The organism is Glaciibacter superstes DSM 21135, assembly GCF_000421145.1.
GTDB classification, from domain to species: domain Bacteria; phylum Actinomycetota; class Actinomycetes; order Actinomycetales; family Microbacteriaceae; genus Cryobacterium; species Cryobacterium superstes.
The window spans coordinates 46,734-68,095 of sequence record NZ_ATWH01000006.1 but is presented as its reverse complement, the minus strand read 5'-3'; the positions used below and the strand labels follow the sequence as shown (position 1 = coordinate 68,095).

Annotated in this window: 23 protein-coding genes; 10 read left to right on the top strand and 13 right to left on the bottom strand. The window is 64.5% G+C overall.

The window, feature by feature from the left end; all coding sequences use genetic code 11:
* Window positions 1-51: 51 nt before the first annotated feature.
* Genes K323_RS0109605 through K323_RS25270 form a run of 3 tightly spaced genes read right to left on the bottom strand, consistent with a single transcriptional unit; the run spans window position 52 to window position 1,384 of the window.
* On the bottom strand, window positions 52-891 hold the full coding sequence (locus K323_RS0109605) for an SURF1 family cytochrome oxidase biogenesis protein (RefSeq protein ID WP_026851483.1): 840 nt from the start codon (window positions 889-891) through the stop codon (window positions 52-54).
* Entirely contained in the window at window positions 888-1,106 is a 219-nt protein-coding gene (locus K323_RS0109600) for a hypothetical protein (RefSeq protein WP_026851482.1), read from the bottom strand. The genes K323_RS0109605 and K323_RS0109600 overlap by 4 nt, the downstream gene beginning before the upstream one ends.
* Complete coding sequence (locus tag K323_RS25270) at window positions 1,103-1,384, bottom strand: DUF3099 domain-containing protein (protein WP_022885071.1); 282 nt, start codon at window positions 1,382-1,384, stop codon at window positions 1,103-1,105. Before K323_RS25270 ends, K323_RS0109600 begins: the two co-directional genes overlap by 4 nt.
* A 132-nt stretch (window positions 1,385-1,516) precedes the next feature.
* On the opposite strand from K323_RS25270, the gene fabG reads away from it, so the two are divergent.
* Window positions 1,517-2,227: a 3-oxoacyl-ACP reductase FabG gene (fabG, locus tag K323_RS0109590; RefSeq protein ID WP_022885070.1), complete on the top strand. Its 711-nt coding sequence runs from the start codon at window positions 1,517-1,519 to the stop codon at window positions 2,225-2,227.
* Between the two features lie 56 nt (window positions 2,228-2,283).
* Here fabG and serB read toward each other — a convergent pair whose 3' ends face one another.
* The gene (gene serB / locus K323_RS0109585; protein WP_022885069.1) at window positions 2,284-2,925 is read right to left on the bottom strand and encodes a phosphoserine phosphatase SerB; all 642 of its coding nucleotides are present in this window, start codon (window positions 2,923-2,925) and stop codon (window positions 2,284-2,286) included.
* The gene (glgC, locus tag K323_RS0109580) at window positions 2,922-4,163 is read right to left on the bottom strand and encodes a glucose-1-phosphate adenylyltransferase (RefSeq protein WP_022885068.1); all 1,242 of its coding nucleotides are present in this window, start codon (window positions 4,161-4,163) and stop codon (window positions 2,922-2,924) included. The genes serB and glgC overlap by 4 nt, the downstream gene beginning before the upstream one ends.
* 80 nt (window positions 4,164-4,243) lie before the next feature.
* Between glgC and glgA the strand changes: the two genes are divergently transcribed.
* The 3 genes from glgA (at window position 4,244) to K323_RS0109565 (ending at window position 6,694) form a co-directional block, all read left to right on the top strand.
* On the top strand, window positions 4,244-5,425 hold the full coding sequence (gene glgA / locus K323_RS0109575; protein ID WP_022885067.1) for a glycogen synthase: 1,182 nt from the start codon (window positions 4,244-4,246) through the stop codon (window positions 5,423-5,425).
* 55 nt (window positions 5,426-5,480) lie between these two features.
* The gene (locus tag K323_RS0109570; RefSeq protein WP_022885066.1) at window positions 5,481-6,263 is read left to right on the top strand and encodes an ABC transporter ATP-binding protein; all 783 of its coding nucleotides are present in this window, start codon (window positions 5,481-5,483) and stop codon (window positions 6,261-6,263) included.
* 179 nt (window positions 6,264-6,442) lie between these two features.
* Window positions 6,443-6,694: a type B 50S ribosomal protein L31 gene (locus K323_RS0109565; RefSeq protein WP_022885065.1), complete on the top strand. Its 252-nt coding sequence runs from the start codon at window positions 6,443-6,445 to the stop codon at window positions 6,692-6,694.
* 139 nt (window positions 6,695-6,833) lie between these two features.
* Here the strand turns inward: K323_RS0109565 and K323_RS0109560 are convergent, their stop codons facing one another.
* Window positions 6,834-7,520 carry a 3'-5' exonuclease gene (locus K323_RS0109560; RefSeq protein ID WP_022885064.1) on the bottom strand — a complete coding sequence of 229 codons (687 nt, stop codon included), beginning with the start codon at window positions 7,518-7,520 and terminating at the stop codon, window positions 6,834-6,836.
* 128 nt (window positions 7,521-7,648) lie between these two features.
* A complete protein-coding gene (gene treS, locus K323_RS0109555) occupies window positions 7,649-9,346 on the bottom strand; it encodes a maltose alpha-D-glucosyltransferase (protein WP_022885063.1) in 1,698 nt (565 codons plus the stop codon).
* Between the two features lie 119 nt (window positions 9,347-9,465).
* Here treS and K323_RS0109550 point away from each other — a divergent pair, with 119 nt between their 5' ends.
* Window positions 9,466-10,410: an alpha/beta fold hydrolase gene (locus tag K323_RS0109550; RefSeq protein WP_033372775.1), complete on the top strand. Its 945-nt coding sequence runs from the start codon at window positions 9,466-9,468 to the stop codon at window positions 10,408-10,410.
* Window positions 10,407-11,507 carry a glycosyltransferase family 4 protein gene (locus K323_RS0109545; protein WP_022885061.1) on the top strand — a complete coding sequence of 367 codons (1,101 nt, stop codon included), beginning with the start codon at window positions 10,407-10,409 and terminating at the stop codon, window positions 11,505-11,507. Before K323_RS0109550 ends, K323_RS0109545 begins: the two co-directional genes overlap by 4 nt.
* Before the next feature lie 46 nt (window positions 11,508-11,553).
* Here the strand turns inward: K323_RS0109545 and K323_RS0109540 are convergent, their stop codons facing one another.
* Both K323_RS0109540 and K323_RS0109535 read right to left on the bottom strand, forming a co-directional pair.
* On the bottom strand, window positions 11,554-12,153 hold the full coding sequence (locus K323_RS0109540) for a histidine phosphatase family protein (protein WP_026851481.1): 600 nt from the start codon (window positions 12,151-12,153) through the stop codon (window positions 11,554-11,556).
* A gap of 40 nt (window positions 12,154-12,193) precedes the next feature.
* Window positions 12,194-12,973, bottom strand: coding sequence for a Sir2 family NAD-dependent protein deacetylase (locus K323_RS0109535; protein ID WP_169515641.1), 780 nt, complete (start codon window positions 12,971-12,973; stop codon window positions 12,194-12,196).
* Between the two features lie 257 nt (window positions 12,974-13,230).
* Here K323_RS0109535 and K323_RS0109530 point away from each other — a divergent pair, with 257 nt between their 5' ends.
* On the top strand, window positions 13,231-14,040 hold the full coding sequence (locus K323_RS0109530; RefSeq protein ID WP_022885058.1) for a TrmH family RNA methyltransferase: 810 nt from the start codon (window positions 13,231-13,233) through the stop codon (window positions 14,038-14,040).
* 54 nt (window positions 14,041-14,094) lie between these two features.
* Window positions 14,095-15,324: a D-alanyl-D-alanine carboxypeptidase family protein gene (locus K323_RS0109525; protein ID WP_022885057.1), complete on the top strand. Its 1,230-nt coding sequence runs from the start codon at window positions 14,095-14,097 to the stop codon at window positions 15,322-15,324.
* Here K323_RS0109525 and K323_RS0109520 read toward each other — a convergent pair.
* On the bottom strand, window positions 15,321-16,130 hold the full coding sequence (locus tag K323_RS0109520) for an SGNH/GDSL hydrolase family protein (RefSeq protein WP_022885056.1): 810 nt from the start codon (window positions 16,128-16,130) through the stop codon (window positions 15,321-15,323). The genes K323_RS0109525 and K323_RS0109520 overlap by 4 nt on opposite strands.
* An 80-nt stretch (window positions 16,131-16,210) precedes the next feature.
* On the opposite strand from K323_RS0109520, the gene K323_RS0109515 reads away from it, so the two are divergent.
* Window positions 16,211-18,022 carry a DEAD/DEAH box helicase gene (locus K323_RS0109515; RefSeq protein ID WP_211219843.1) on the top strand — a complete coding sequence of 604 codons (1,812 nt, stop codon included), beginning with the start codon at window positions 16,211-16,213 and terminating at the stop codon, window positions 18,020-18,022.
* Window positions 18,023-18,033: 11 nt separating this feature from the next.
* Here the strand turns inward: K323_RS0109515 and K323_RS25265 are convergent, their stop codons facing one another.
* Window positions 18,034-19,332: a trans-sulfuration enzyme family protein gene (locus K323_RS25265; RefSeq protein ID WP_022885054.1), complete on the bottom strand. Its 1,299-nt coding sequence runs from the start codon at window positions 19,330-19,332 to the stop codon at window positions 18,034-18,036.
* Between the two features lie 105 nt (window positions 19,333-19,437).
* Between K323_RS25265 and K323_RS0109505 the strand changes: the two genes are divergently transcribed.
* On the top strand, window positions 19,438-19,917 hold the full coding sequence (locus K323_RS0109505; RefSeq protein WP_022885053.1) for an Lrp/AsnC family transcriptional regulator: 480 nt from the start codon (window positions 19,438-19,440) through the stop codon (window positions 19,915-19,917).
* 119 nt (window positions 19,918-20,036) lie between these two features.
* Here K323_RS0109505 and K323_RS0109500 read toward each other — a convergent pair whose 3' ends face one another.
* Both K323_RS0109500 and K323_RS0109495 read right to left on the bottom strand, forming a co-directional pair.
* Complete coding sequence (locus tag K323_RS0109500) at window positions 20,037-20,240, bottom strand: cold-shock protein (protein WP_026851477.1); 204 nt, start codon at window positions 20,238-20,240, stop codon at window positions 20,037-20,039.
* Window positions 20,241-20,518: 278 nt separating this feature from the next.
* The gene (locus K323_RS0109495; RefSeq protein WP_022885052.1) at window positions 20,519-21,355 is read right to left on the bottom strand and encodes a DUF3097 domain-containing protein; all 837 of its coding nucleotides are present in this window, start codon (window positions 21,353-21,355) and stop codon (window positions 20,519-20,521) included.
* Between the last annotated feature and the right edge of the window lie 7 nt (window positions 21,356-21,362).

Genomic DNA, 21,362 nt, shown 5'->3' with positions numbered 1-21,362 from the left:
GCCCCGCGGAACGGGCGCACTCGACCGGAAAGGTAACTCTCGCGGGAGCTCTCAGCGCCGATCGAGCAGGGCGTCCTCGGCGTCTGCATCGCTCAGTGCCTTTGTAGCCTTGCGCCTGGCGCGTTCGTCGGAACGCTCGCGTTCCTCTGGATCGTCGACGTTGACCGTGCGGTATTCCTGGCGCAGCGCCCAGCCGAGCCCGATGAAGGCGAGGATGCCGAAGACGAACCACTGAAACGCATACGACAGGTGCGGGCCCTCGTCCCGAACCGGCTTCTCCACGGCAACGGGACGTTCAGTCGGAGCCGGCTCTTCTGAGGCCATCAGCCCGTAGGCGCCCGTGTAGGTCGGCCTGTCCAGTCGCTCTGCGATGTCATCGAGATCGATGGTTGCAATCTGGTTGCCGCTCGCTGTGCGGCCGGCGAGTGCCGGTTCACCGGCCTTGAGCCTGGACACGACCGTCACCACTCCGGACGGCGCCTCCGGCACCACGTCCGGCGCATCCTGTTTCGCCCCGGTCGGCAACCAGCCGCGATCGACGATGAATACCGAACCGTCTTCGAGCTGCATGGGCGTCAGCACCTCGAAGCCCGGGTTGATGTTCAGCGGCCGGTTGCGCACCAGCAACTCGTCCTCTGTGAGGTACGTTCCGGTGAGTTCCACCTGCATCCACTTCTGCGATTCGTCGAAGGACTCGAGGCCGGGAAGCGCGTTGGCCAGTGGCACAGGGGACGCGTCGAAGTTGGCGTCGATCTTGGCGAGTTCCGATAACGCTTCTGCCCGTCTGGCCAGCTGCCAGGTGCCGAGCCCTGCACAGACGACGGCGAAGAGGATGGTCAACGCAAGGTACCCTGCCCACCGTCTGGTGAAGGCGAACTTCCAGCCGTTCACGCGGTCTCCGTCAGCGGCGCGACGGCTAGCGGGAAGTCCCGGGCCGCCAGAAAGTCTCGCAGATAGTCGACATGTTCATCGCAGGCGAGCCAGGTCTTGGTTCGTCCGTCGGTGTGGATTCTCGGGTTGCTCCAATCCAGACGCCATGTGGCGGCCGCGACACACCCCGCCCGGGAACAGGTGTCTCTGCCGACCTCGCCGCCCAGTCCGATCATCGCTCGTCCTCGTCCTCATGACGTGTATACACCTGGATCGCGCCCGGCCTCTGCACGCTCTTACCGCGAGGATCCGCGTGCACGTTCGCGATCACCACCGCAAAATACGGCAGCAGGATGGCGCCGGCGGCGCAGACCAGGAGCCACCAGCCCTGCACGAACAGCATGAGCACGATGCAGACGATTCGGATGCCCATGGCGATCGAATACTTCACCATGCGGTTGCGTCGCTCGATCTCGGGGGAGAGAGGGAGTGAGGTGATCGGCTGCTGTTTCATGTCAACTGTCGCTCTGGGAACCCGAAGTGATTCCGCACCTTCAAGCCTACGACTCACCGGCCCCGATGTGGCACACGCCCTAAGCTGTTCTGGCGACTGTGCACAAGGCCGCACGAGAGGATTGGACCCAGAATGTCAACAGCCAGAACCGTACTCGTCACCGGTGGCAACCGAGGAATCGGCTTCGCCATAGCGGAGGAGTTCGTCGCGGCCGGTCACCGGGTCGCCGTCACGGCACGCTCGGGCGAAGGACCGGTCGGGAGCCTCACCGTGCGGGCAGACGTGACCGATGCGACATCCGTCGACACAGCCTTCACCGAGGTCGAAGCCGCCCTGGGGCCGGTTGAGGTTGTCGTCGCGAATGCCGGCATCACCAGGGACACCCTGCTCATGCGCATGTCAGAGGACGATTTCACCTCGGTCATCGACACGAACCTGTCTGGTGCCTTCCGAGTGGTCAAGCGCGCATCGAAGGGGATGCTCAAGGCGCGCTTCGGACGAGTCGTCCTCATCTCGAGCGTGGTCGGTCTCTACGGGTCGGCCGGCCAGGTCAACTACTCAGCGTCGAAAAGCGGTCTCGTCGGACTTGCGCGTTCGGTGACCAGGGAGCTGGGGTCGCGGGGGATCACGGCAAACGTGGTGGCACCCGGGTTCATCGAGACCGAGATGACAGCGGTACTTCCGGAGCCGCAGCAGGCGGAATACAAGCGCACTATTCCGGCCGGCCGCTTCGCGACCCCATCAGAGGTCGCGCGCGTCGTCACGTGGATCGCGGGCGACGATGCCGGCTATATCTCCGGCGCGGTGATCCCAGTCGACGGCGGACTCGGGATGGGCCACTGACGATCATCCGCTGACCACCGACCGCTGGCAACCAACCACTGGGATGGTCTCGTGGTTCAGCCGCGGAGGCCGAGTAGCGGGAGGATCTGACTGAGATCAGAGACTCCGACGACCAGGTCCGCCTGTTCCCTGACCCTCGGTTTGGCATTGAAGGCGACCGACAGACCGGCGATGGCCATCATCTCGAGATCGTTGGCACCGTCGCCCACTGCGATGGTTCGTTCAAGCGGCAGATTCTCCGCGTCGGCCCACTCGCGAAGCGTTGCAGCCTTGGCGGAGGCATCGATAATCGGTCCAACGAGGCCGCCGGTGAGCCGCCCATCGCGCGACTCAAGGCGATTCGCCCTCCAATGGTCCATCGAGAGCGTTGCCGCGAGCGGATCGAGTAATTCGTGAAAGCCGCCGGAGACCACACCGACACGACTGCCGTTCGCGTGCACGCCATCGATCAGGTCGCGCACGCCGGGGGTGGGACGGATGAGGCGACCCACTTGGTCGAAGACGCTGACGGGAAGCCCGGCAAGTGTCGACACTCTCGCTTTGAGGCTCGACGCGAAGTCGAGTTCGCCCCGCATCGCCCGTTCGGTCAGTTCTGCGACCAGTGCGCGTGAGCCGGCGGCATCAGCCAGCAGTTCGATGACCTCGTCTTCAATCAGGGTGGAATCGGCGTCGAGAACAACAAGAAATGGGGTACTCACGGCTGGACGAACACGCCCTTGCCAACGATGGTGATGCCGGAGTCGGTCACGCTGAAGCCCCTGGCCAGGTCGCGATCGCGGTCGACGCCGATCTCGGCGCCCGATTCGACGACAACGTCCTTGTCGAGGATGGCGCGGCGCACGATTGCGTCTGGACGCACATTCACCCGGTCGAAGACGATCGAGTCCACCACCTCAGAACCGGAGTCGATCGATACCCACGGACCGAGCACGCTGCGTTCGATATGTGCGCCGGAGATCACGCAGCCGAGCGACACGATCGAATCGATCATCGTGCCGAGTGCCCCCCGTGCGTCACGAACGAACTTCGCCGGGGGAGAGTTGTTCTGGCGCGAGAATATCGGCCATTCCTTGTTGTACAGGTTGAAGACTGGGAGGGCGGAGATGAGGTCCTGATGGGCCTCGAAGAACGAATCGATGGTCCCGACGTCCCGCCAGTAGTACCGGTCGCGATCGGTCGACCCCGGCACCTCATTGAGCTGGAGATCGTAGACCCCGGCCTCACCGCGGGCAACCAGGTCTGGAATGATGTCGCCACCCATGTCGTGGCTCGAATCCGTGCGCTCCCCGTCGCGCAGAACGGCCTCGACGAGTGCATCAGTGGTGAAGACGTAGTTTCCCATCGAGGCGAATACCTCGTGCGGCGCATCAGCGAGGCCCACGGCATCCTTCGGCTTTTCGAGGAATTCGGTGATCCGTTCCGGGTTGGCCGGGTCCACCTGGATCACGCCGAACTGGTCGGCGAGGCCGATCGGCTGGCGGATCGCGGCAACGGTGGCGCCGGCACCCGACGCGATGTGTGCGTCGATCATTTGGCTGAAATCCATCCGGTAAACATGGTCTGCGCCGACGACCACCACGATATCCGGCTTCTCATCGTGGATCAGGTTGAGGCTCTGCAGGATTGCATCGGCAGAGCCGCTGAACCAGCGCTTGCCCAGCCGCTGCTGGGCGGGCACAGACGCAATGTAGGCATTCAGCATTCCGGACACATGCCAGGTCTGCGACACATGTCTGTCGAGACTGTGCGACTTGTACTGGGTCAGCACAACAATCTGACTGAGGCCGGAGTTGATCAGATTGGACAGCGCGAAGTCCACCAGCCGATAATGTCCACCGAACGGCACAGCCGGTTTTGCCCTGTCCTCTGTCAGAGGCATCAGGCGCTTACCCTCGCCACCGGCCAGTACGATTCCGAAGATCTTCGAGGACTTCATGTCTTTACAGTAGGGCAGGCAACAAGCAGCGGACCAGTCGGCGAGGTGTGTTCGGGCTGTGGCTGCGCTAGCTTTGCTGCATGCGAGTCGATCTGCTGACCAAGGAATATCCGCCGGAGATCTACGGAGGCGCAGGCGTGCACGTCGCGGAGCTCGTCAAAGCGCTGCGTCGCGACATCGACGTGGTTGTTCGCTGCTTCGGCGCCGACCGCGAAGACCGAGACACCTTCGCCTACCGTGAACCGGCCGAGCTGCAGGGCGCCAACCAGACGCTGTCGACACTCGGCATTGATCTTCAGATGGCCGAGGACACGGGCGGAACCGACCTGGTGCACTCACACACCTGGTATGCGAACGGTGCCGGGCACCTCGCGAAACTGCTGCACGACGTTCCGCATGTCGTCACCGCCCACAGCCTCGAGCCGCTGCGGCCGTGGAAAGCCGAGCAACTCGGCGGAGGCTACCGGGTCTCCAGCTGGATCGAAAGAACGGCGTTCGAGGCTGCGGATGCCGTCATCGCCGTCAGTGGCGGAATGCGCGCAGACATCCTGCGCAGTTACCCCTCGCTCGATGAGTCCAGAGTGCACGTCGTCTACAACGGCATCGACCTCGACCGCTGGAAACCGACCCCTGACCCGGAGCTGGTTCGTTCCCTCGGCATCGACCCTGATCGCCCTTCCATCGTATTCGTCGGACGCATCACCAGGCAGAAGGGACTGCCATACCTACTTCGCGCAGCACGGTTGCTTCCGCCGGATGTGCAGCTTGTGCTGTGCGCCGGGGCACCTGACACCCCCGGCATCCTGGCCGAGGTCACCGCCGGCGTGGAAGCGCTGCAGAGCGAACGCACTGGAGTGGTCTGGATCGACAGGCTCCTGGCGCAACACGAACTCTCTGCCGTGCTCACCGCCGGAACCGTGTTCGTCTGCCCATCTGTCTACGAGCCGCTCGGCATCGTGAACCTCGAGGCGATGGCCTGTGGACTGCCGGTTGTCGGAACAGCGACCGGAGGCATACCGGAGGTGGTAGCCGACGGAGTGACCGGTCGTCTCGTCGCGATCGACCAGGCGACGGACGGCACGGGGGCACCGACCGCACCCGATGTCTTCGTCGCCGATCTCGCACGCATCCTCGCCGAGACTGTGGCTGATCCCGAGCGCGCGAAACGGATGGGTGCCGCTGGGCGTCTGCGGGCAGAACGCGAGTTCAGCTGGATCCAGATCGCCGATCGCACCAGGGAGATCTACCAGGCCGTGCTCTGACCCCAGAGGAGGCTGGGCGCATCGAGCGCCTCCGCTCGCCGGATAACATGGAGGCATGGTCAACGTTCTCCTTCTCACCGACGTGTCCGTTGTCCGTGGTGGCAACACCATTCTCGATTCCGTGAACTGGAGCGTCGATGACGACCAGCGCTGGGTTGTCCTCGGACCCAACGGTGCGGGCAAGACAACAATGCTGCAGATCGCGGCGGCCATCATCCATCCTTCGAGCGGCGTGGCAGAGGTGCTCGAGGAGCCACTCGGAGGAACCGATCTGTTCGAACTGCGGCCGCGCATCGGTTTTGCGTCAACCGCGATGGCCCGCAAGGTCCCCGCAAACGAGAAGGTCATCGACGTCGTGATGACCGCCGCCTATTCCGTGACCGGTCGGTGGAACGAGGAGTACGAGGAGATCGACGAGCGTCGCGCCCAGCGTGTGCTGACCGAGTGGAAGCTCGGGCACCTGGCCGCCCGCAAGTTCGGCACGCTGAGCGACGGAGAGCAGAAGCGCGTCCAAATCGCCCGCGCCGTGATGACCGACCCCGAGATCCTGCTTCTCGATGAACCGGCCTCGAGCCTCGACCTCGGGGCGCGCGAAGAGCTGCTCCAGCTGCTTGGCGGGTACGCCAGCGAATCCGGTTCTCCGGCAATCGTGATGGTTACCCATCACGTCGAGGAGATCCCGCGCGGCTTCACGCACGTGTTGCTGATGTCAGAAGGAAGAATCGTGTCTGCGGGCCCCCTGGCAGAGGCATTGACCTCCGAAGCGCTCAGCACCACCTTCGGCCTGGACATCGAACTCACCGAGAACGATGGTCGATACTCGGCCAGGGCGCGTTGACACGACGACGACCCGGTCGGGGAATCCGCCGTCTTCTGCTAAACTCGGTAGCTGGCCCTCATGGTCGCCGGTTTTTCTGCCGCTCTATTGCGGAACAGATCTCACCAATTCCCGTATGAACCCATGGCAGTGCGCATCGATTCGGATGCCCACTCACGCAGAACAACAAGGAAGTCTTCATGAAGTCTGACATTCACCCCGAATACGCTCCCGTGGTCTTCCGCGACCTCGCGTCGGGTGCGACGTTCCTGACCCGTTCGACGGTGTCCAGTTCCAAGACCATCGAGTGGGAAGACGGCACAACCTATCCCGTGATCGACGTGGAGATCTCGTCTGAATCGCACCCGTTCTACACGGGCAAGCAGCGCATCATGGACTCCGCCGGCCGCGTCGAGAAGTTCAACTCGCGTTACAAGGGCTTCGGCAAGTAGCCACACAGCAACCTGTTCAGAGGGCGACCAGCTTCGGCTGGTCGCCCTCTGTCGTCAGCCGTCAGGATGTCGCTCACCGTCACGGTCTCACACCGCCACTGACGTCGACATCCACGGACCGTGGAAGCAGGGTGCGCGGTCAGCGCTCCGGCCACCCGATCGCGGCAACGAAGCCCGGGTCACGTGAGCGACGCATGTATTCCTGGAAACTCACCGCCTGTTGCCTGCTCCACTCGATCTGAATCGCGTGCAGTTCTTCAACCGTCGACGGCAGGAGACCAGCGTGGCGAAGCGCGATGGCCTGTGCGACCCGGCCGGCCGCGATCGCGTCGGCCCCGGAGTCGTGGGCTCCCTCGAGGACAACGCCGTAGAAGGCGCTCGTCACTTCGAGCGTGCGCTTGCCCTTGCGGTAGCGGTCGACCGCCTTGTCGATCACCAGGGGATCGATCACGGGAGACGGGGACACCAGCGGAGGGATACCGTGCCTCATGGCCTCCCGGTTGAGCAGGGTGAGGTCGTACGGGGCGTTGTACGCCACCAGGGGGAGTCCGCCGGTGAGGTGGACCCGGAGTGCCTCCACGATCTCGGAAACGCCGTCTGCGGCGGCACGACCGTTCTGAAGGGCATGTTCCGTCGTGATGCCGTGGACATTGCTCGCGCCGAGGGGAATCGGGATTCCGGGATTCAGAAGCCAGTCGGCCCGTTCATGAACAATGTCACCGACCCCCAGTACCGCGACGGTAGCCGAGACGATGCGGCTGGTCTCGACATCGATGCCGGTGGTCTCCAGGTCGAAGACGGCGAGTTGTTCGCTCCAGTTGCTCATGTCGTCAGCGTATGACCGGCCACCGACACGGCCGCCGGTGCCGCGCCGTGAAGTGCGGCGTTGATGCCGAAAGGGATCCTGAGCCGCTGGACCAGCCACCGCGGCACGAGCAAACCGCAGTGCCAAAATCAGCCGCAGTGCAGCCAGTAAAAACTCTGGGCGCCCAGGGTCAGGGTCAGGCCGCCCTCATCGTCGAAACTCGGGAAGACTGCACCGCCGAACAGGTCGTAGAGCCTGGTGCCTGCCATCTCGACGTCCTCGATGCGGAACGCAACCGGGTTGTGCGCGAAACTGAACACGCAGAGCACCGTCTCCGGCTGGTCGCCGAACTGGGATCCTGAACCCTGGTATTCCCGCGTGAAGGCCAGCACCGATTCGTGGTTTGTCGTCAGTACGCGGATTGCGCCGAGCCCGAAGGTCGGGTGCGCCTTGCGTACATGGATCACATTGCGCACCCAGTGCAGCAGCGAGCCAGACTGGGCAAGTTGGGACTCGACGTTGGTCTGCGTGTAGTTGTAGACCAGCGACTGCACGACGGGGAGGTAAAGTTTGCCCGGATCGGCATCGGAGAAACCGGCGTTCCGATCCGGCGTCCACTGCATCGGAGTGCGAGAGCTGTCGCGATCGGGCAACCAGATGTTGTCTCCCATCCCGATCTCGTCCCCGTAGTACAGGAACGGGCTCCCCGGCAGGGCAAAGAGCAGGGCGTGGGCAAGTTCCAGCTCGGCTCGCGAGTTGTCGAGGAGTGGTGCCAGCCGCCTCCGAATACCAATGTTTGCGCGCATGCGCGGATCGTAGGCGTACCAGCCATACATGGCCTGGCGGTACTCTTCGCTGACCATCTCCAGCGTGAGCTCGTCATGGTTGCGCAGGAAGACACCCCAACCGGCTCCATCTGGAATATCGGTCGTCTCCGACAGGACGCGGACCAGTTCGCTGGCCTGCTGGGAACGAAGCGAGTAGAAGATGCGTGGCATCACCGGAAAATCGAACGCCATGTGGCACTCCGGCTCGTCCTCGGTCCCGAAGAACGCGGCAACCTCTCGCGGCCACTGGTTTGCCTCGGCGATGATCACGCGACCTGGGTAGTCGCGGTCCACCATGGCGCGCAATTTCTTGATGAACTCGTGGGTGGGCGGCTCACCCTCTCCGTTGCCCTCTTCAGACTCGTACAGGTAGGGGATCGCATCCAGGCGGAAGCCGTCAACGCCCATGTCGAGCCAGAATCGCACGATCTCGAACACCGCGTCGTGGACCTCGGGGTGGTCGAAGTTGAGATCGGGCTGGTGGGAGAAGAAACGGTGGAAGAAGAACTGCCTGCGCACCGGGTCGAACGCCCAGTTCGACTCCTCGTAGTCGGTGAAGATGATGCGCACGTTCGGATATTTCTCGTCTGAATCGCTCCAGACATAGAAGTCGCCGTACGGACCCTCCGGGTCTTCCCTGGACTGCTGGAACCACTCGTGCTGGTCAGAGGTGTGATTCAACGGGAGATCGATGATGACGCGCATGTTGCGCTCATGCGCCTTGGTGACCAGGTCTTTGAACTCGTCGAGGGTGCCGAAGTCCGGCAGTATCGAACGGTAGTCGGCGACGTCGTAGCCACCGTCTCGGAGTGGCGACGTGAAGAACGGCGGAATCCAGAGCGCGTCGACGCCCAGCCACTGCAGGTAGTCGAGTTTGGACACCAGACCGGACAGGTCGCCTGAACCGTCTGCGTTGCTGTCGACGAACGACCGGACCATCACCTCGTAGAAGACGGCTCTCCGGTACCAGCGGGGGTCGAGCGTGAGACCGGGCAGCTGGATGGGGGCGGTGAAGCTCACAGCGTTCCTTCCGACCCAGAGACGGGCGCACTCGTGGCGAAGACCATGAGAAAGAGTCTAGGTCGCGACGCACCGCAACTGTCCAGTCCGCGAGATCGTGCTCGCCTAAACTTGAGGTGATGACTGCTCCAACTCCCGCCCTCGCTGTGAGATCCGTGCCTTCGCCGTACGGTGAGCAGCTCGCACGTATCCCCGTCGGGGCGCACACGGTGACGGTACTCGGCACGCGTACTCGGTATTGGGAGTACGGCGAGAACGTCGACGGCCCGGTGGTTGTCATGGTGCACGGCTTCCGTGGAGATCACCACGGCCTTGAGCCCGTCGTTGCGCAGCTCGCAGGAATGCGGATTATCTCCCCAGACCTGCCCGGCTTTGGCGACTCCGAACCGCTGGACGGTGTTCGGCACGACATCGACGGGTACAGCCGGTGGCTCAGCGCCTTCGTGCAGGAGTTGAACCTGAGCGGCCGGGTGGTGATCCTCGGCCATTCCTTCGGATCGATCGTCGTCGCTGCGTCGGTTGCCGCCGGTCTTGACGCCGACGACGTCATCCTGGTGAACCCGATCGCAGCACCTGCGTTGTCAGGAGCCCGCGGCATCCTGACCAGGCTCGCCATCTTCTACTACTGGGCTGGTGCGAAACTTCCTGAGCGCCTCGGCTTCGCCCTACTTCGCAACCGGTTGATTGTGCGGGCCATGAGCGTGACGATGGCAAAGACACGCGACCGTTCGCTTCGGCGCTGGATCCACGACCAGCACGACCGGTACTTCTCGGCTTTCTCCGACCGCCGGGTGGTGCTTGAGGCGTTCAGGGCATCCGTCGGCAACGATGTGAGCGAGTTCGCGGCCGGCGTGTTGCCACGCACACTCCTGATCGCTGCAGAGAATGACGACATCACACCGATTGCCGCGCAGCATCGTCTCCAGACGCAGTTCCCGGATGCGACGCTGCGGGTGATACCGGATGTCGGGCATCTGATCCACTACGAGAAGCCGCAGGAAGCGGCAGCGGCAATTCGTGCGTTCCTCGATTCGGAAGAGCTCGATCCGGAAGAGACCGTATGAGGATCGTCTTCGACTGCAGGTACACCCGATTCGACCGCCACGACGGCATCAGCCGGTACACCGCAGGACTCGTCACGGAACTCGGGCGGCTGCACCCGGTGACCATGCTGATCAGCGACCACCGCCAGCTCGACCTCCTCCCCGCTCTTCCCTGGCAGCTGGTGAGTGCACCAACCAGCATTCGCGAGCCGCTCGTCGCCCGAACCGTGAATCGGTTGAAGCCGGACGTTGTGTTCACTCCGATGCAGACCATGGGGTCCTGGGGACGGAAGTATCGGCTCATCCTGACCGTGCATGACCTGATCTACTATCGCCACCGCACGCCACCGCGCGACCTGGCGGCGCCGATTCGGCTGCTCTGGCGGCTGTATCACCTGTCATGGTGGCCGCAACGGATGTTGCTGAACCGGGCAGACGGGGTGGTCACGGTGTCGGAGACGACGAAGGGTCTCATCGAGGAGCACCACCTCACAGACCGGCCGGTCAGCGTGATTCCCAATGCCGCAGACCCGGTGCGGGAGCCGGTCGCCGAGCGCCGTGCTCCTGAGTCGGCACGCCTGGTCTACATGGGCTCGTTCATGCCGTACAAGAACGTCGACACGCTTGTGCGAGCCGTCTCAGACCTTCCCGGTTACGAGCTGCATCTGATGAGCCGGGTCTCCAGGCAGGAGCAGGACAGGCTCACCGCGCTCGCGCCGCAGGCCAGTCTGGTGTTCCACAACGGGGCGAGCGACGCGGAATACTCTGCGGTGCTGTCGTCTGCGACCGCGCTCGTGAGCGCGTCACATGATGAGGGATTCGGCATCCCCCTGGTCGAAGCGATGAGCATCGGTATCCCTGTCGTGGTCAGTGACATCCCGATCTTCCGTGAGATCGGCGGGGATGCGGCGGTATATTTTCCGGCAGATGACGCAGACGCGCTGACGGCAGCCGTACTCGGGCTCAGGGCCGCCGGAGAGTGGGCAACCCGATCGGCGCTCTCGCTGAGGCAGTCCGCCCGGTTCACCTGGCGGGAGTCTGCGCGGAAGCTCCTCAGCCTATTGACCGAGGTTCCCTCGCCGACCGATGCGCCCAGAACCGGGCGACGCTCCCGCTGAGATCGCTGGATTAGCGTCGCTGGATTCCCATCGCTGAGCGTGCCGGTCAGGTGGGAATGTGGAAGATCTCTTCGACGGAGCGAACGGTGGCGTCGAAGTGACGGAGGACCAGTTCTTCGTCTTCCCAGTCGAACTCATGAACGGACCCGTTGGCAATCAGTTCGTCCCTGCGCGGATGCTCACCATCGGTGGCGTGACGGATCAGGGTTCCGATGACTCCGCCGTGGGTCACGACCAGCAGAGACTCGCCGTCATGCGCCTCTGCAAGGCGGGCAAGCGCGGGCAAGACCCGGTCGAGGACGTCCTGCCGCGTCTCGAGACCTGGCACGGTGACACCGTCGGGGTAACGCTCCTGGCGCTCCGTGAAGGTCAGCCCCTCGATCTGGCCGTGGTGACGCTCAGTGAGCGGATCGATGTGCTCTGGCACCGGCAAACCCAGTTCGCCGGCGATGATCCTGGCTGTCTCGTCGGCCCTTTGCAGAGGGCTGGTCACGATTCTGTCCCAGTGCCGGTCCCGAAGACGCACACCGGTCTCCGCCGCCTCTGCGCGCCCGGTGGAGTTGAGAGGGATGTCAGTGCTGCCCTGGATGCGTTTGTGCAGATTCCAGTCGGTCTGGCCGTGGCGAACAATCGAGAAGCTGGTCATTCGATGGTCTTTCCCGTCGTTGTTGTGGTCGATGAGGTGCTCAGCCGAGGCGGGCTGCGAGTTCGGCAAGGCTCTCAGACGTGCCAGCATCCAGTTTAACCAGCGCACGCCCGTCGCCCTTGGTCAGGCCGCGGTTGATCACGATGATCGGGGAGCCTGCCCGCCTGGCGGTCTCGACGAGACGGATGCCGGAGTTCACCGCGAGCGACGAACCGGCGACCAGGAACACGTCGGCGGCCGAGACCAGGGCCAGCGCCTGCGCGAACCGTTCCGTCGGCACAAATTCGCCGAAGAAGACCACGTTCGGCTTGAGCATCCCACCGCACACCGTGCAGTCGGGAATCGTGAAATCGTCGATTTCTGCCACGTCGACGTCACCATCGGGGTTGACGGAGATCGAGTCCGGCGCAGCAAAAATGGGATTGAGGGCCTCCAGGCGTTGCGAGATGCTGTCGCGACCATACGCCTGGCCGCAGACCAGACACACCACGCGGTCCATCGACCCGTGGAGCTCGACGACCCGCTTGGAGCCCGCCCTGGTGTGCAAACCGTCGACGTTCTGGGTCACGATTCCGTTGATCAGGCCGGCGTCTTCGAGGGTTGCCAGGGAACGGTGACCCAGGTTCGGTTCGGCCGCGCGGAAGACCTTCCAGCCCAGGTGGCTTCCGGCCCAGTAACGCTTGCGAGCTCGCTCATCGCCCACAAACGTCTGGAAGGTCATCGGGGCGCGGCGCGGCGCCCCCTCCCCGCGATAGTCGGGGATGCCGGAGTCGGTGCTGACTCCGGCACCGGTGAGAACGGCGACCTCCTTGCCGCGCATGAGGGCCGCGATCGCGTCGAGCGCCTGTTCGGTGCCGGCAGGCAGACCTGAGGCCCGTGTTTTCGACAGGGTCGGAGTGGCCGACAAGGTCTGTGTGGTCGACGGCGTCTCGTGGCTCGCCTGTTCAGCCGACTCGACCGTCATCCGTTCTCCGTCCGTCGCACGTGTTCTTGCCCCTGAGTCTAAACACCGCGGATTCCCCGATTGTTTACGACGCTGACATGCTGGAGCAGGCAGCGCTCGAAAGGGGCACACCGATGGCACAGATCACTCAGGTCACCGACCTCGGCGTCCCGGGTCTCGAGGACTATTCACGATTGACGGACGTTGCGCTGCGGCGGGTCAGCGAACCGGCAGGCGGGCTGTACATCGCCGAGTCGGCCAAGGTCATCGGCCGTGCTCTCGCAGCCGGCCACCGGCCGCGTTCCGTTCTGCTCCAGGAGCAGTGGCTCGCCGGCATCCTTCCGCTCCTGGCGGACTGGCCTGACCTGCCTGTCTTCGTCGGTGACGCCGCGCTGCTTGAGCAGTTGACCGGCTACAACCTGCACCGGGGTGCGCTGGCGGCAATGCATCGGCCGGTACTTGCACCGGTGGCCGACATCATCAGGGGTGCCAGGCGCATCGTCATCCTCGAAGACATCGTCGACCACACCAATGTTGGGGCCATCTTCCGCTCCGTCGCCGGTCTCGGGGCCGATGCCGTGTTGATCACGCCGCGCTGCGCCGACCCGCTCTATCGCCGCAGTGTGCGGGTGAGCATGGGCACGGTGCTCCAGGTCCCGTGGACGCGGCTGGGGGAGTGGGATGACGCAGTGCCCGAATTGCATGCCGCCGGTTTTCACCTCGCGGCCCTTGCGCTGGCGGAACAGGCCGTATCTCTGGACGAGTTTGCCCGCACCGTTCCTGAACGACTCGCGCTGATTCTCGGTGCGGAAGGCGATGGGCTGAGCGCGCGTGCCATCGCCCACGCCGACACCGTCGTCACGATCCCGATGCGTCGCGGCGTGGACTCGCTGAACGTCGCGTCGGCGAGCGCGGTCGCGCTGTATGCCGTGCGCACCGGCTGACGCGTTCGGGTGTTGGGATGCTTCCTCCCAGTGCTATTTGGGTAGAATCGACGGATGCCGCTGACCCGACGCCAGATGTACCGCCGGCGACGAATCACCGTCTTCAGCACTCTCACCGTGTTTCTGGCCGGGCTCGCGTATGTGCTCGCCACCACCCTCGCACCCATTCCCGTCACGGCAGCCGTTCTCACCCAACCCGCAGCGCTGACGCAGCCGGCGACACAACCGGCCTGGCCCGGATTCGGGGCAACGGCGGTCGGTGCCGTGGGGTTCCCCGGGGTTTTGGCGTCCACGGGCGAGCAGAATGCCGTGCCCATCGCCAGCATCACCAAGATGGTGACGACCCTCGTCATCCTCGAAGCCAAGCCGCTGGCGGCCGACGAAGCCGGCCCGGAGATCTCCTTCACTGACGCGGATGTCGGTTACTACTACGACGCCCTCGCGGAGGACGGATCCGTTGCACCGGTTGTCTCCGGCATGGTCCTCACCGAGCGTGAAGCACTGACGGCGATGCTGCTGCCATCGGCAAACAACTACAGTCACTCGCTCGCCATCTGGGCCTACGGCTCGATGGACGCCTATCTGGCCGCGGCAACGGCCTGGCTCCAGGCGCAGGGGCTCATCGGTACCGTCGTCGTCGACAGCAGCGGACTGTCGCCTGGGAGCGTCAGTACGCCGGCAGACCTTGTCGAGCTGGGCAAGCTGGTGCTTGCCGATCCCGTGGTCTCCTCGATCGTCGCGCTGCCGTCGGCCGAGCTGCCGACCATCGGCACTATCAACAACACCAACAAGCTGCTCGGCCAGCACGGCGTCGACGGCATCAAGACCGGAACCACAGACGAGGCGGGAGCGTGCCTACTCTTCTCCACCGATTTCATGGTCGGCGAACAGACCATCACCCTGGTCGGAGTCATGCTCGGCGGTGACACCCACCCGGCACTGAATGACGCGATCGCGGCGGTGATCGAAAGCGTGAAGCCCGGTTTCCACGAGGTGCCGCTGACCGCGGCCGGCGTTTCGTACGGGAGCTACACCACGATGTGGGGCACGGAAGTCGACGCCGTGACAGCGGAGGCGGCATCCGCCCTGGTCTGGTCTGACACCAGCATCACCGGAACCGCCGTGGTCAGGGATGTGCAGCTCGCCGAGGACGGCGACACAGTGGGTTCGGTTGATTTTGCGGTCGGCGACGGCACCGTCAGCGTTCCGCTGGTCCTCGATTCATCGGTGTCAGACCCCGGACCGATGTGGCGCCTCGGCCACCCGGGCGAGCTGATCGGCTAGCGGCCGTCACGCTCACCGAGATACGGCCCGGCCAGTGGCCGTTTCGGCAGCATCTGGTCGCCTGATGACTGGTGACGGATGCGCCGAAGCACCCAGGGCACCAGGTATTCCCGCGCCCAGGCGAAGTCTTCGGTGCGGGCGCGCCGCCAGGTCACACCCGGCATCGGCTCGGGCTTCTGGGGTTCGAGGTCGTTCGGCACGTTGAGGGCGCCCAGCACCATGCGTGCGACGGTATGGTGTCCGAGCGCATTGAGGTGAAGCCGGTCAGGCGCCCACATTCGCGAATCCTGGATGTCCCTCAGCGACCACTGGTCAGCGACAATGCAATCGTGCCTGGCCGCCACAGCACGCAGGTTCTCGTTATAGATGGCGACCTTGCCCCTGAGGCCACGGAAGACAGGGGAGAAGCCGACATCGACCCCGGTGAACAGCACGATGGTCGCACCGTCTCGCGAGAGTCTCGTGACGGCTGAGTCGAAGCGGCTTGCGATGTCGTCTGGGTCTGTGCCCGGGCGAATGACGTCATTACCGCCTGCAGAGATCGTAATGAGGTCTGGTCGCAACTCGAGTGCCGATTCGACCTGATCTTCGACGATCTGACGGATTAGCTTTCCGCGCACGGCGAGGTTCGCGTAGGCGAAGTCATTGCTGCCCTGGCTGAGCACTTCGGCAACCCGGTCTGCCCAGCCTCGGTGCCCGCCAGGACTTCCGGGCTCCGGATCGCCGATTCCCTCCGTGAATGAGTCCCCGAGTGCGACGTAACGGGACCACGGATGCCGTTGGGTGGGCTTGCTCTCGTTGATCACCGTCTCATTCTGCCCGGTCTGTATCGACTCCGTCACACATCGGGGTGCGCAAGTTGATAGGTTCTTATGAAGTGAATACTCTGCCTGCCTTCGGTCCCGTTCCGGGCAATATCGCAGGCACAAGTGCAGCCGAACACCTGTCGCCGTCTTTCCCTGAGCGTGCCGCGTGGGGCACGGCGGACAAGCTTCGAGCCTGGCAGGCTGAAGCGCTCGACGCCTACTTCGTGAACGAGCCGCGCGATTTCCTCGCTGCAGCGACACCCGGTGCCGGGAAGACCACCTTTGCCCTGCGCCTGGCCGCCGAACTGCGTGCCAGGAGGGTGATCGACCGGATCACGGTGGTGGCACCGACCGAGCACCTGAAACGGCAGTGGGCGGATGCGGCCGCGCGCGCCGGCATCCGTCTCGATCCGTCGTTCCGGAATGCCAACGGACGCTACGGCAGCCACTTCCATGGCGTCGCCGTCACATATGCCCAGGTGGCCGCCAGGGCGGTATTGCACCGCGAACTCACGCAATCGAGTCGCACGCTGGTCATTCTCGACGAGGTGCACCACGGCGGAGACGCCCTGAGCTGGGGCGACGCCATCCGCGAGGCCTTCGAACCCGCAACCAGGCGTTTGTCGCTGACCGGCACACCGTTCCGCTCCGACACCTCACCGATTCCGTTTGTGAGCTACCTGCCAGACCGCTACGGCATCCGCGTTTCGCAGACCGACTACAACTACGGGTACGGGCGTGCGCTGGAGGACGGCGTCGTGCGTCCGGTCATGTTCATGGTCTACGCCGGGCACATGCGCTGGCGCACGCGAGCAGGCGATGAGATGGAAGCGAAGCTCGGCGAGGGCAACACCAAGGACATCACCTCTCAAGCCTGGCGCACGGCACTTGAGCCGACGGGGGAATGGATCCCCGCCGTACTCCGAGCGGCGAACCTGCGCCTGAATGAGGTTCGGAACTCGATTCCGGATGCCGGTGGTCTCGTCATCGCCACCGACCAGTCGACCGCGCGCGCCTATGCGGCGATCCTGCGCGAGGTGAGCGGCGAGCCGGTGACCGTTGTGCTGTCGGACGAGAAAGAGGCCAGCGACCGCATCGAAGAGTTCTCGAAGGGGACGCAGCGCTGGATGGTGGCGGTGCGGATGGTCTCTGAAGGCGTCGACGTGCCGCGCCTGGCGGTTGGCGTGTACGCGACGTCGGCTTCGACTCCGTTGTTCTTCGCCCAGGCGATCGGCCGTTTTGTGCGGGCCAGGAGGCGCGGTGAGACGGCGTCGATCTTCCTGCCGAATGTGCCGGGGCTGATGAGCCTGGCCAATGCCATGGAACTCGAACGCGATCACGCCCTCGATCGCCGGAACCACGGCGACGAAGAGACCCCGAACCCCGAAGACGCGATGGTCGGCGAGGCCAATCGCGAGGAGAAGGGCTCAGACGCGCTCACCGACGAGTTCACCTGGGAGGCACTCGACTCGCAGGCCACCTTCGACCGGGTGGTGTTCGACGGGAACGATTTCGGCCAGCTCGCCGAGCCGGGAACCGATGAGGAGTTCGATTTCATCGGCATCCCTGGGTTGCTGGAGCCAGAGCAGGTTTCGGAGCTCCTGCGCCAGAGGCAGGCCAGGCAGTCGAGGCGGGCTGACGATCGCCGGAAGAACACGCCGCCAGGGGAGGATGGCGCCCACGAGCCGGCGCCGCTCTACCGCACGCTGAAGGAACAGCGTGCGCTGCTGAACAGCCTGGTCGGCATGTGGGCAAAACTCTCGAACGAGCCGCACGGCATCGTGCACGCCGAACTGCGGCGGCTCTGCGGCGGACCCGCCGTCGCCCAGGCCAGCGTCACGCAGCTGCAGAATCGCATCGACCTGCTGCGGCGCCGCCTCGGCCGCAGCTGATCGCGCCCTCGTCAGACGTCGGCTGTCGCCGTTTGCGCCGGCCATCGCCGTTTTACGGGCGATTCTGGGCGCGCACGGCGAGTCTCGGCAGACGGGACGGCCGGCACCACGGCGTCGAGCGCCTGCAGGATGTCTGCGGTGAGGTCGTCTGCATGCTCAAGGCCGATCGAAATTCGCACGATGCCGGCGCCGGGCTTGGCGCTTGCGGCAACCGGGCGGTGCGTCAACGATGCCGGATGCTGCACCAGCGAGTCGACGCCCCCGAGGGAGACCGCGTGGCCGATCAGCCGGCACGATTCGGTGAAGGCCACTGCGGCATCGAAGCCACCCGCAAGGTCCAGGGCGATGAGGGAGCCCGCTCCGGCACTCTGGCGTGGGATGAGCCGCTGTGGATCCTGGCCCGGCAGCCCGGGGTAGAGCACGCGTGCGAGCGCCGGGTGACCCTCCAGACGCCGTGCGACCTCCCCAGCGGTCTCCTGTTGGGCCCTGACGCGCACCGGAAGGGTGCGGAGCCCCCTGTGCAGCAAATAGGCCGCGAACGGATGCAGCAGGCCGCCGGTCAGCGCCCGAACCTGGCGAAGGCGCACCATCCACTCTGATGGTCCTGAGACGGTGCCGCCCATCACGTCACCGTGACCGCCGAGGTACTTGGTCGCGCTGTGCAGCACGAGCGTCGCCCCCGATTCGAGCGGGCGCTGCAGAACCGGCGTGGCGAACGTGTTGTCGACCAGTACGGGAACGGCGCCCGCGGCATCCGTCACCGCCTGGATGTCGGTGAGCTCCAGTGTCGGATTGGCGGGGGATTCCAGGATGACCAGTCCCGTGTCCTCTCGGATGGCGGCGGCGACGCCGTGGGCGTCGACCCAGGTGACCGTGGTGCCGAGCAGCCCGGTGTCGAGCACGTGGTCTGTTCCGCCGTAGAGCGGGCGGAGGGCAACGATATGAGGGCGACCGGCGGCGACGGATGCCATGAGCACGGCAGAGAGGGCGGCCATGCCCGTCGAGAAAGCCACGGTTCCCGCCGTGCCCTCGAGCGCGGAGAGTGCCTGTTCGAAGCGAGCGACGCCGGGCTGCCAGAGACGCTGATAGACCGCGGAATCTCCCGGAATCAGCTCTCCACCCGTGGCCAGATTCTCGTAGGAGTCGCCCCCGGATTCGACGCTGGCGAGCGGGTTTGTGGTCGACAGGTCGATGACGGGAACGTGTGACCCCTGTTCGGCGAGGCCCTCCATCCCTGCATGGACGGCGAGGGTCTCCAGATGCGGCTGTTCCCGATGTGACTGTTCCCGATGTGTCGACGGTGTGCTCATTCGTCAACATCAACAGGTTCTGTGCGAAGTGGCAAGTCGCGTCGCAGAGACTTTCACTGGAGGGCTCTGAGTCGCATAAACTGTCAACCGACGAAAGGCGGCAGCGTGGATTCGAAGAAAGCTGACCTAGACAGAGTTGACCGGGCGCTGCTTCGCGCTCTCTCCGTGAATGCCCGTGCATCTGGTGCGGCGCTGGCTGCTGAGATCGGAGTGGCGGAGTCGACGGTATCGTTGCGGCTGCGCAGGCTCCAGCAACTGGGTCATATTCGAGGCTATCGGGCGAACATCGACCTCACCGCACTGGGTGCGTCGTTGCAGGCGCTGATCTCGGTGCGTCTCGCCAAGCACGCCAGGGGGCAGATTGACGAGTTTCGGAACGCCGCACCGCACTGGCCGGGCGTCATCGGCCTATTCCATGTCGCCGGCGCCGACGACTACCTTCTCCATGTCGCGGCGGCTGATGCCTCAGGGCTTCGCGACTTCGTGCTCGAGCACCTCGCGGTGCATCCGGCTGTCGCCCACACCGAGACCAATCTCATCTTCGAGTATGTCGACGGCGACGGCTGGCAGGAACTGGTCAAGTAGCACCGGGTATTACCCGCGTGAACGGATGCGGCGTATGCGCGAGGCCACCGGTTAACGAAACGGCGCCCCCACCGAAGTGGAGGCGCCGAACGGTTCTAGAAGATACGGTTCTAAGAAACTTAGAGGCCGCGGATGTTCTCGGCCTGCGGACCCTTGGGGCCCTGCGTCACCTCGAACTCGACCTTCTGGTTCTCGTCGAGGGACTTGTAGCCACTCGAAGCGATAGCGGAGTAGTGCGCGAACACGTCGGCGCTTCCGTCATCGGGAGCAATGAAACCAAAGCCCTTTTCAGCGTTGAACCATTTCACGGTACCTGTTGCCATTTTTGAAACTCCTCCAGGAGTGTAAGACCGACCCCGACTGTCGGGGCCGTTCGTCGCGGTATTCGTCGTCCGCTTCCGAAAGGAATGTGGCGCAGAGACCGGGGTCCATGCGTTTGAAGACGTGCAAGCACTACAACTACTTCACAAACCCTAGCCCACAACGCTGCGAATCTGTCTGCCTCTGGAAAAAAACTGTTGCAAACCGTTACGTTTCCGTGATGATCGCGTGGAGATGGTCGATTCAGAGCCGGTCCGGGCGACAGGTTCAATCGACAGCGCTAATTGACAGTGACGAAGTCGATCAGCTGTTCCACCCGGCCGAGGAGGGCAGGCTCAAGATCGGCAAAGGTGCGCACTCGGCCCAGGATGCGCTGCCACGCCCTGGCGATGTCGGCCTGGTCGTCGTGCGGCCAGCCGAGAGACTCGCAGATCCCGTGCTTCCACTCGATGCTGCGGGGGACCTCTGGCCAGCTCGTCATGCCGAGGCGTTCCGGTTTGACCGCCTGCCAGACGTCGACATACGGATGCCCCACCACCAGCACCTGGCTTCCGTGCGGCCCGCGCGCCACGGCTTCGGCGATGCGGCTCTCCTTTGAACCGGGTACCAGGTGATCGACCAGCACGCCGACCTTGCGGCCTGGCCCTGGCCGGAACTCCGCCAGGAGCTCAGCGAGGTTGTCGACGCCTTCGATGTATTCAACGACGACGCCCTCGATGCGCAGGTCTGCTCCCCAGACCTTTTCGACGAGTTCTGCGTCGTGGCGTCCCTCGACGAAGATGCGGCTGGCCCTGGCGACGCGAGCGGGCGCATCCGTCACCGCCAAGGAGCCCGATGCCGTTCTGGCCCGCCCCTTCGGCGCTGCCATGGTGGGGTTCACCAGCACGACAGGTTCGCCGTCGATGAGAAAGCCACTGCCGAGTGGGAAGAGACGCAGCTTGCCACGCCCGTCTTCGAGCGTCACGATGTTCTTCTCCACCCGCACGACGGCACCGCAGAATCCGGTCGCGACCTCCTCGACCACGAGATCGCGGGTGGCCTCCTGCTTCGGGATCACCGTTCGGCCGGCTTCGCGCCAGCCGGGGGAGAGTACGTCGTGTCCGTATCGGTCGTCCATCACCCGA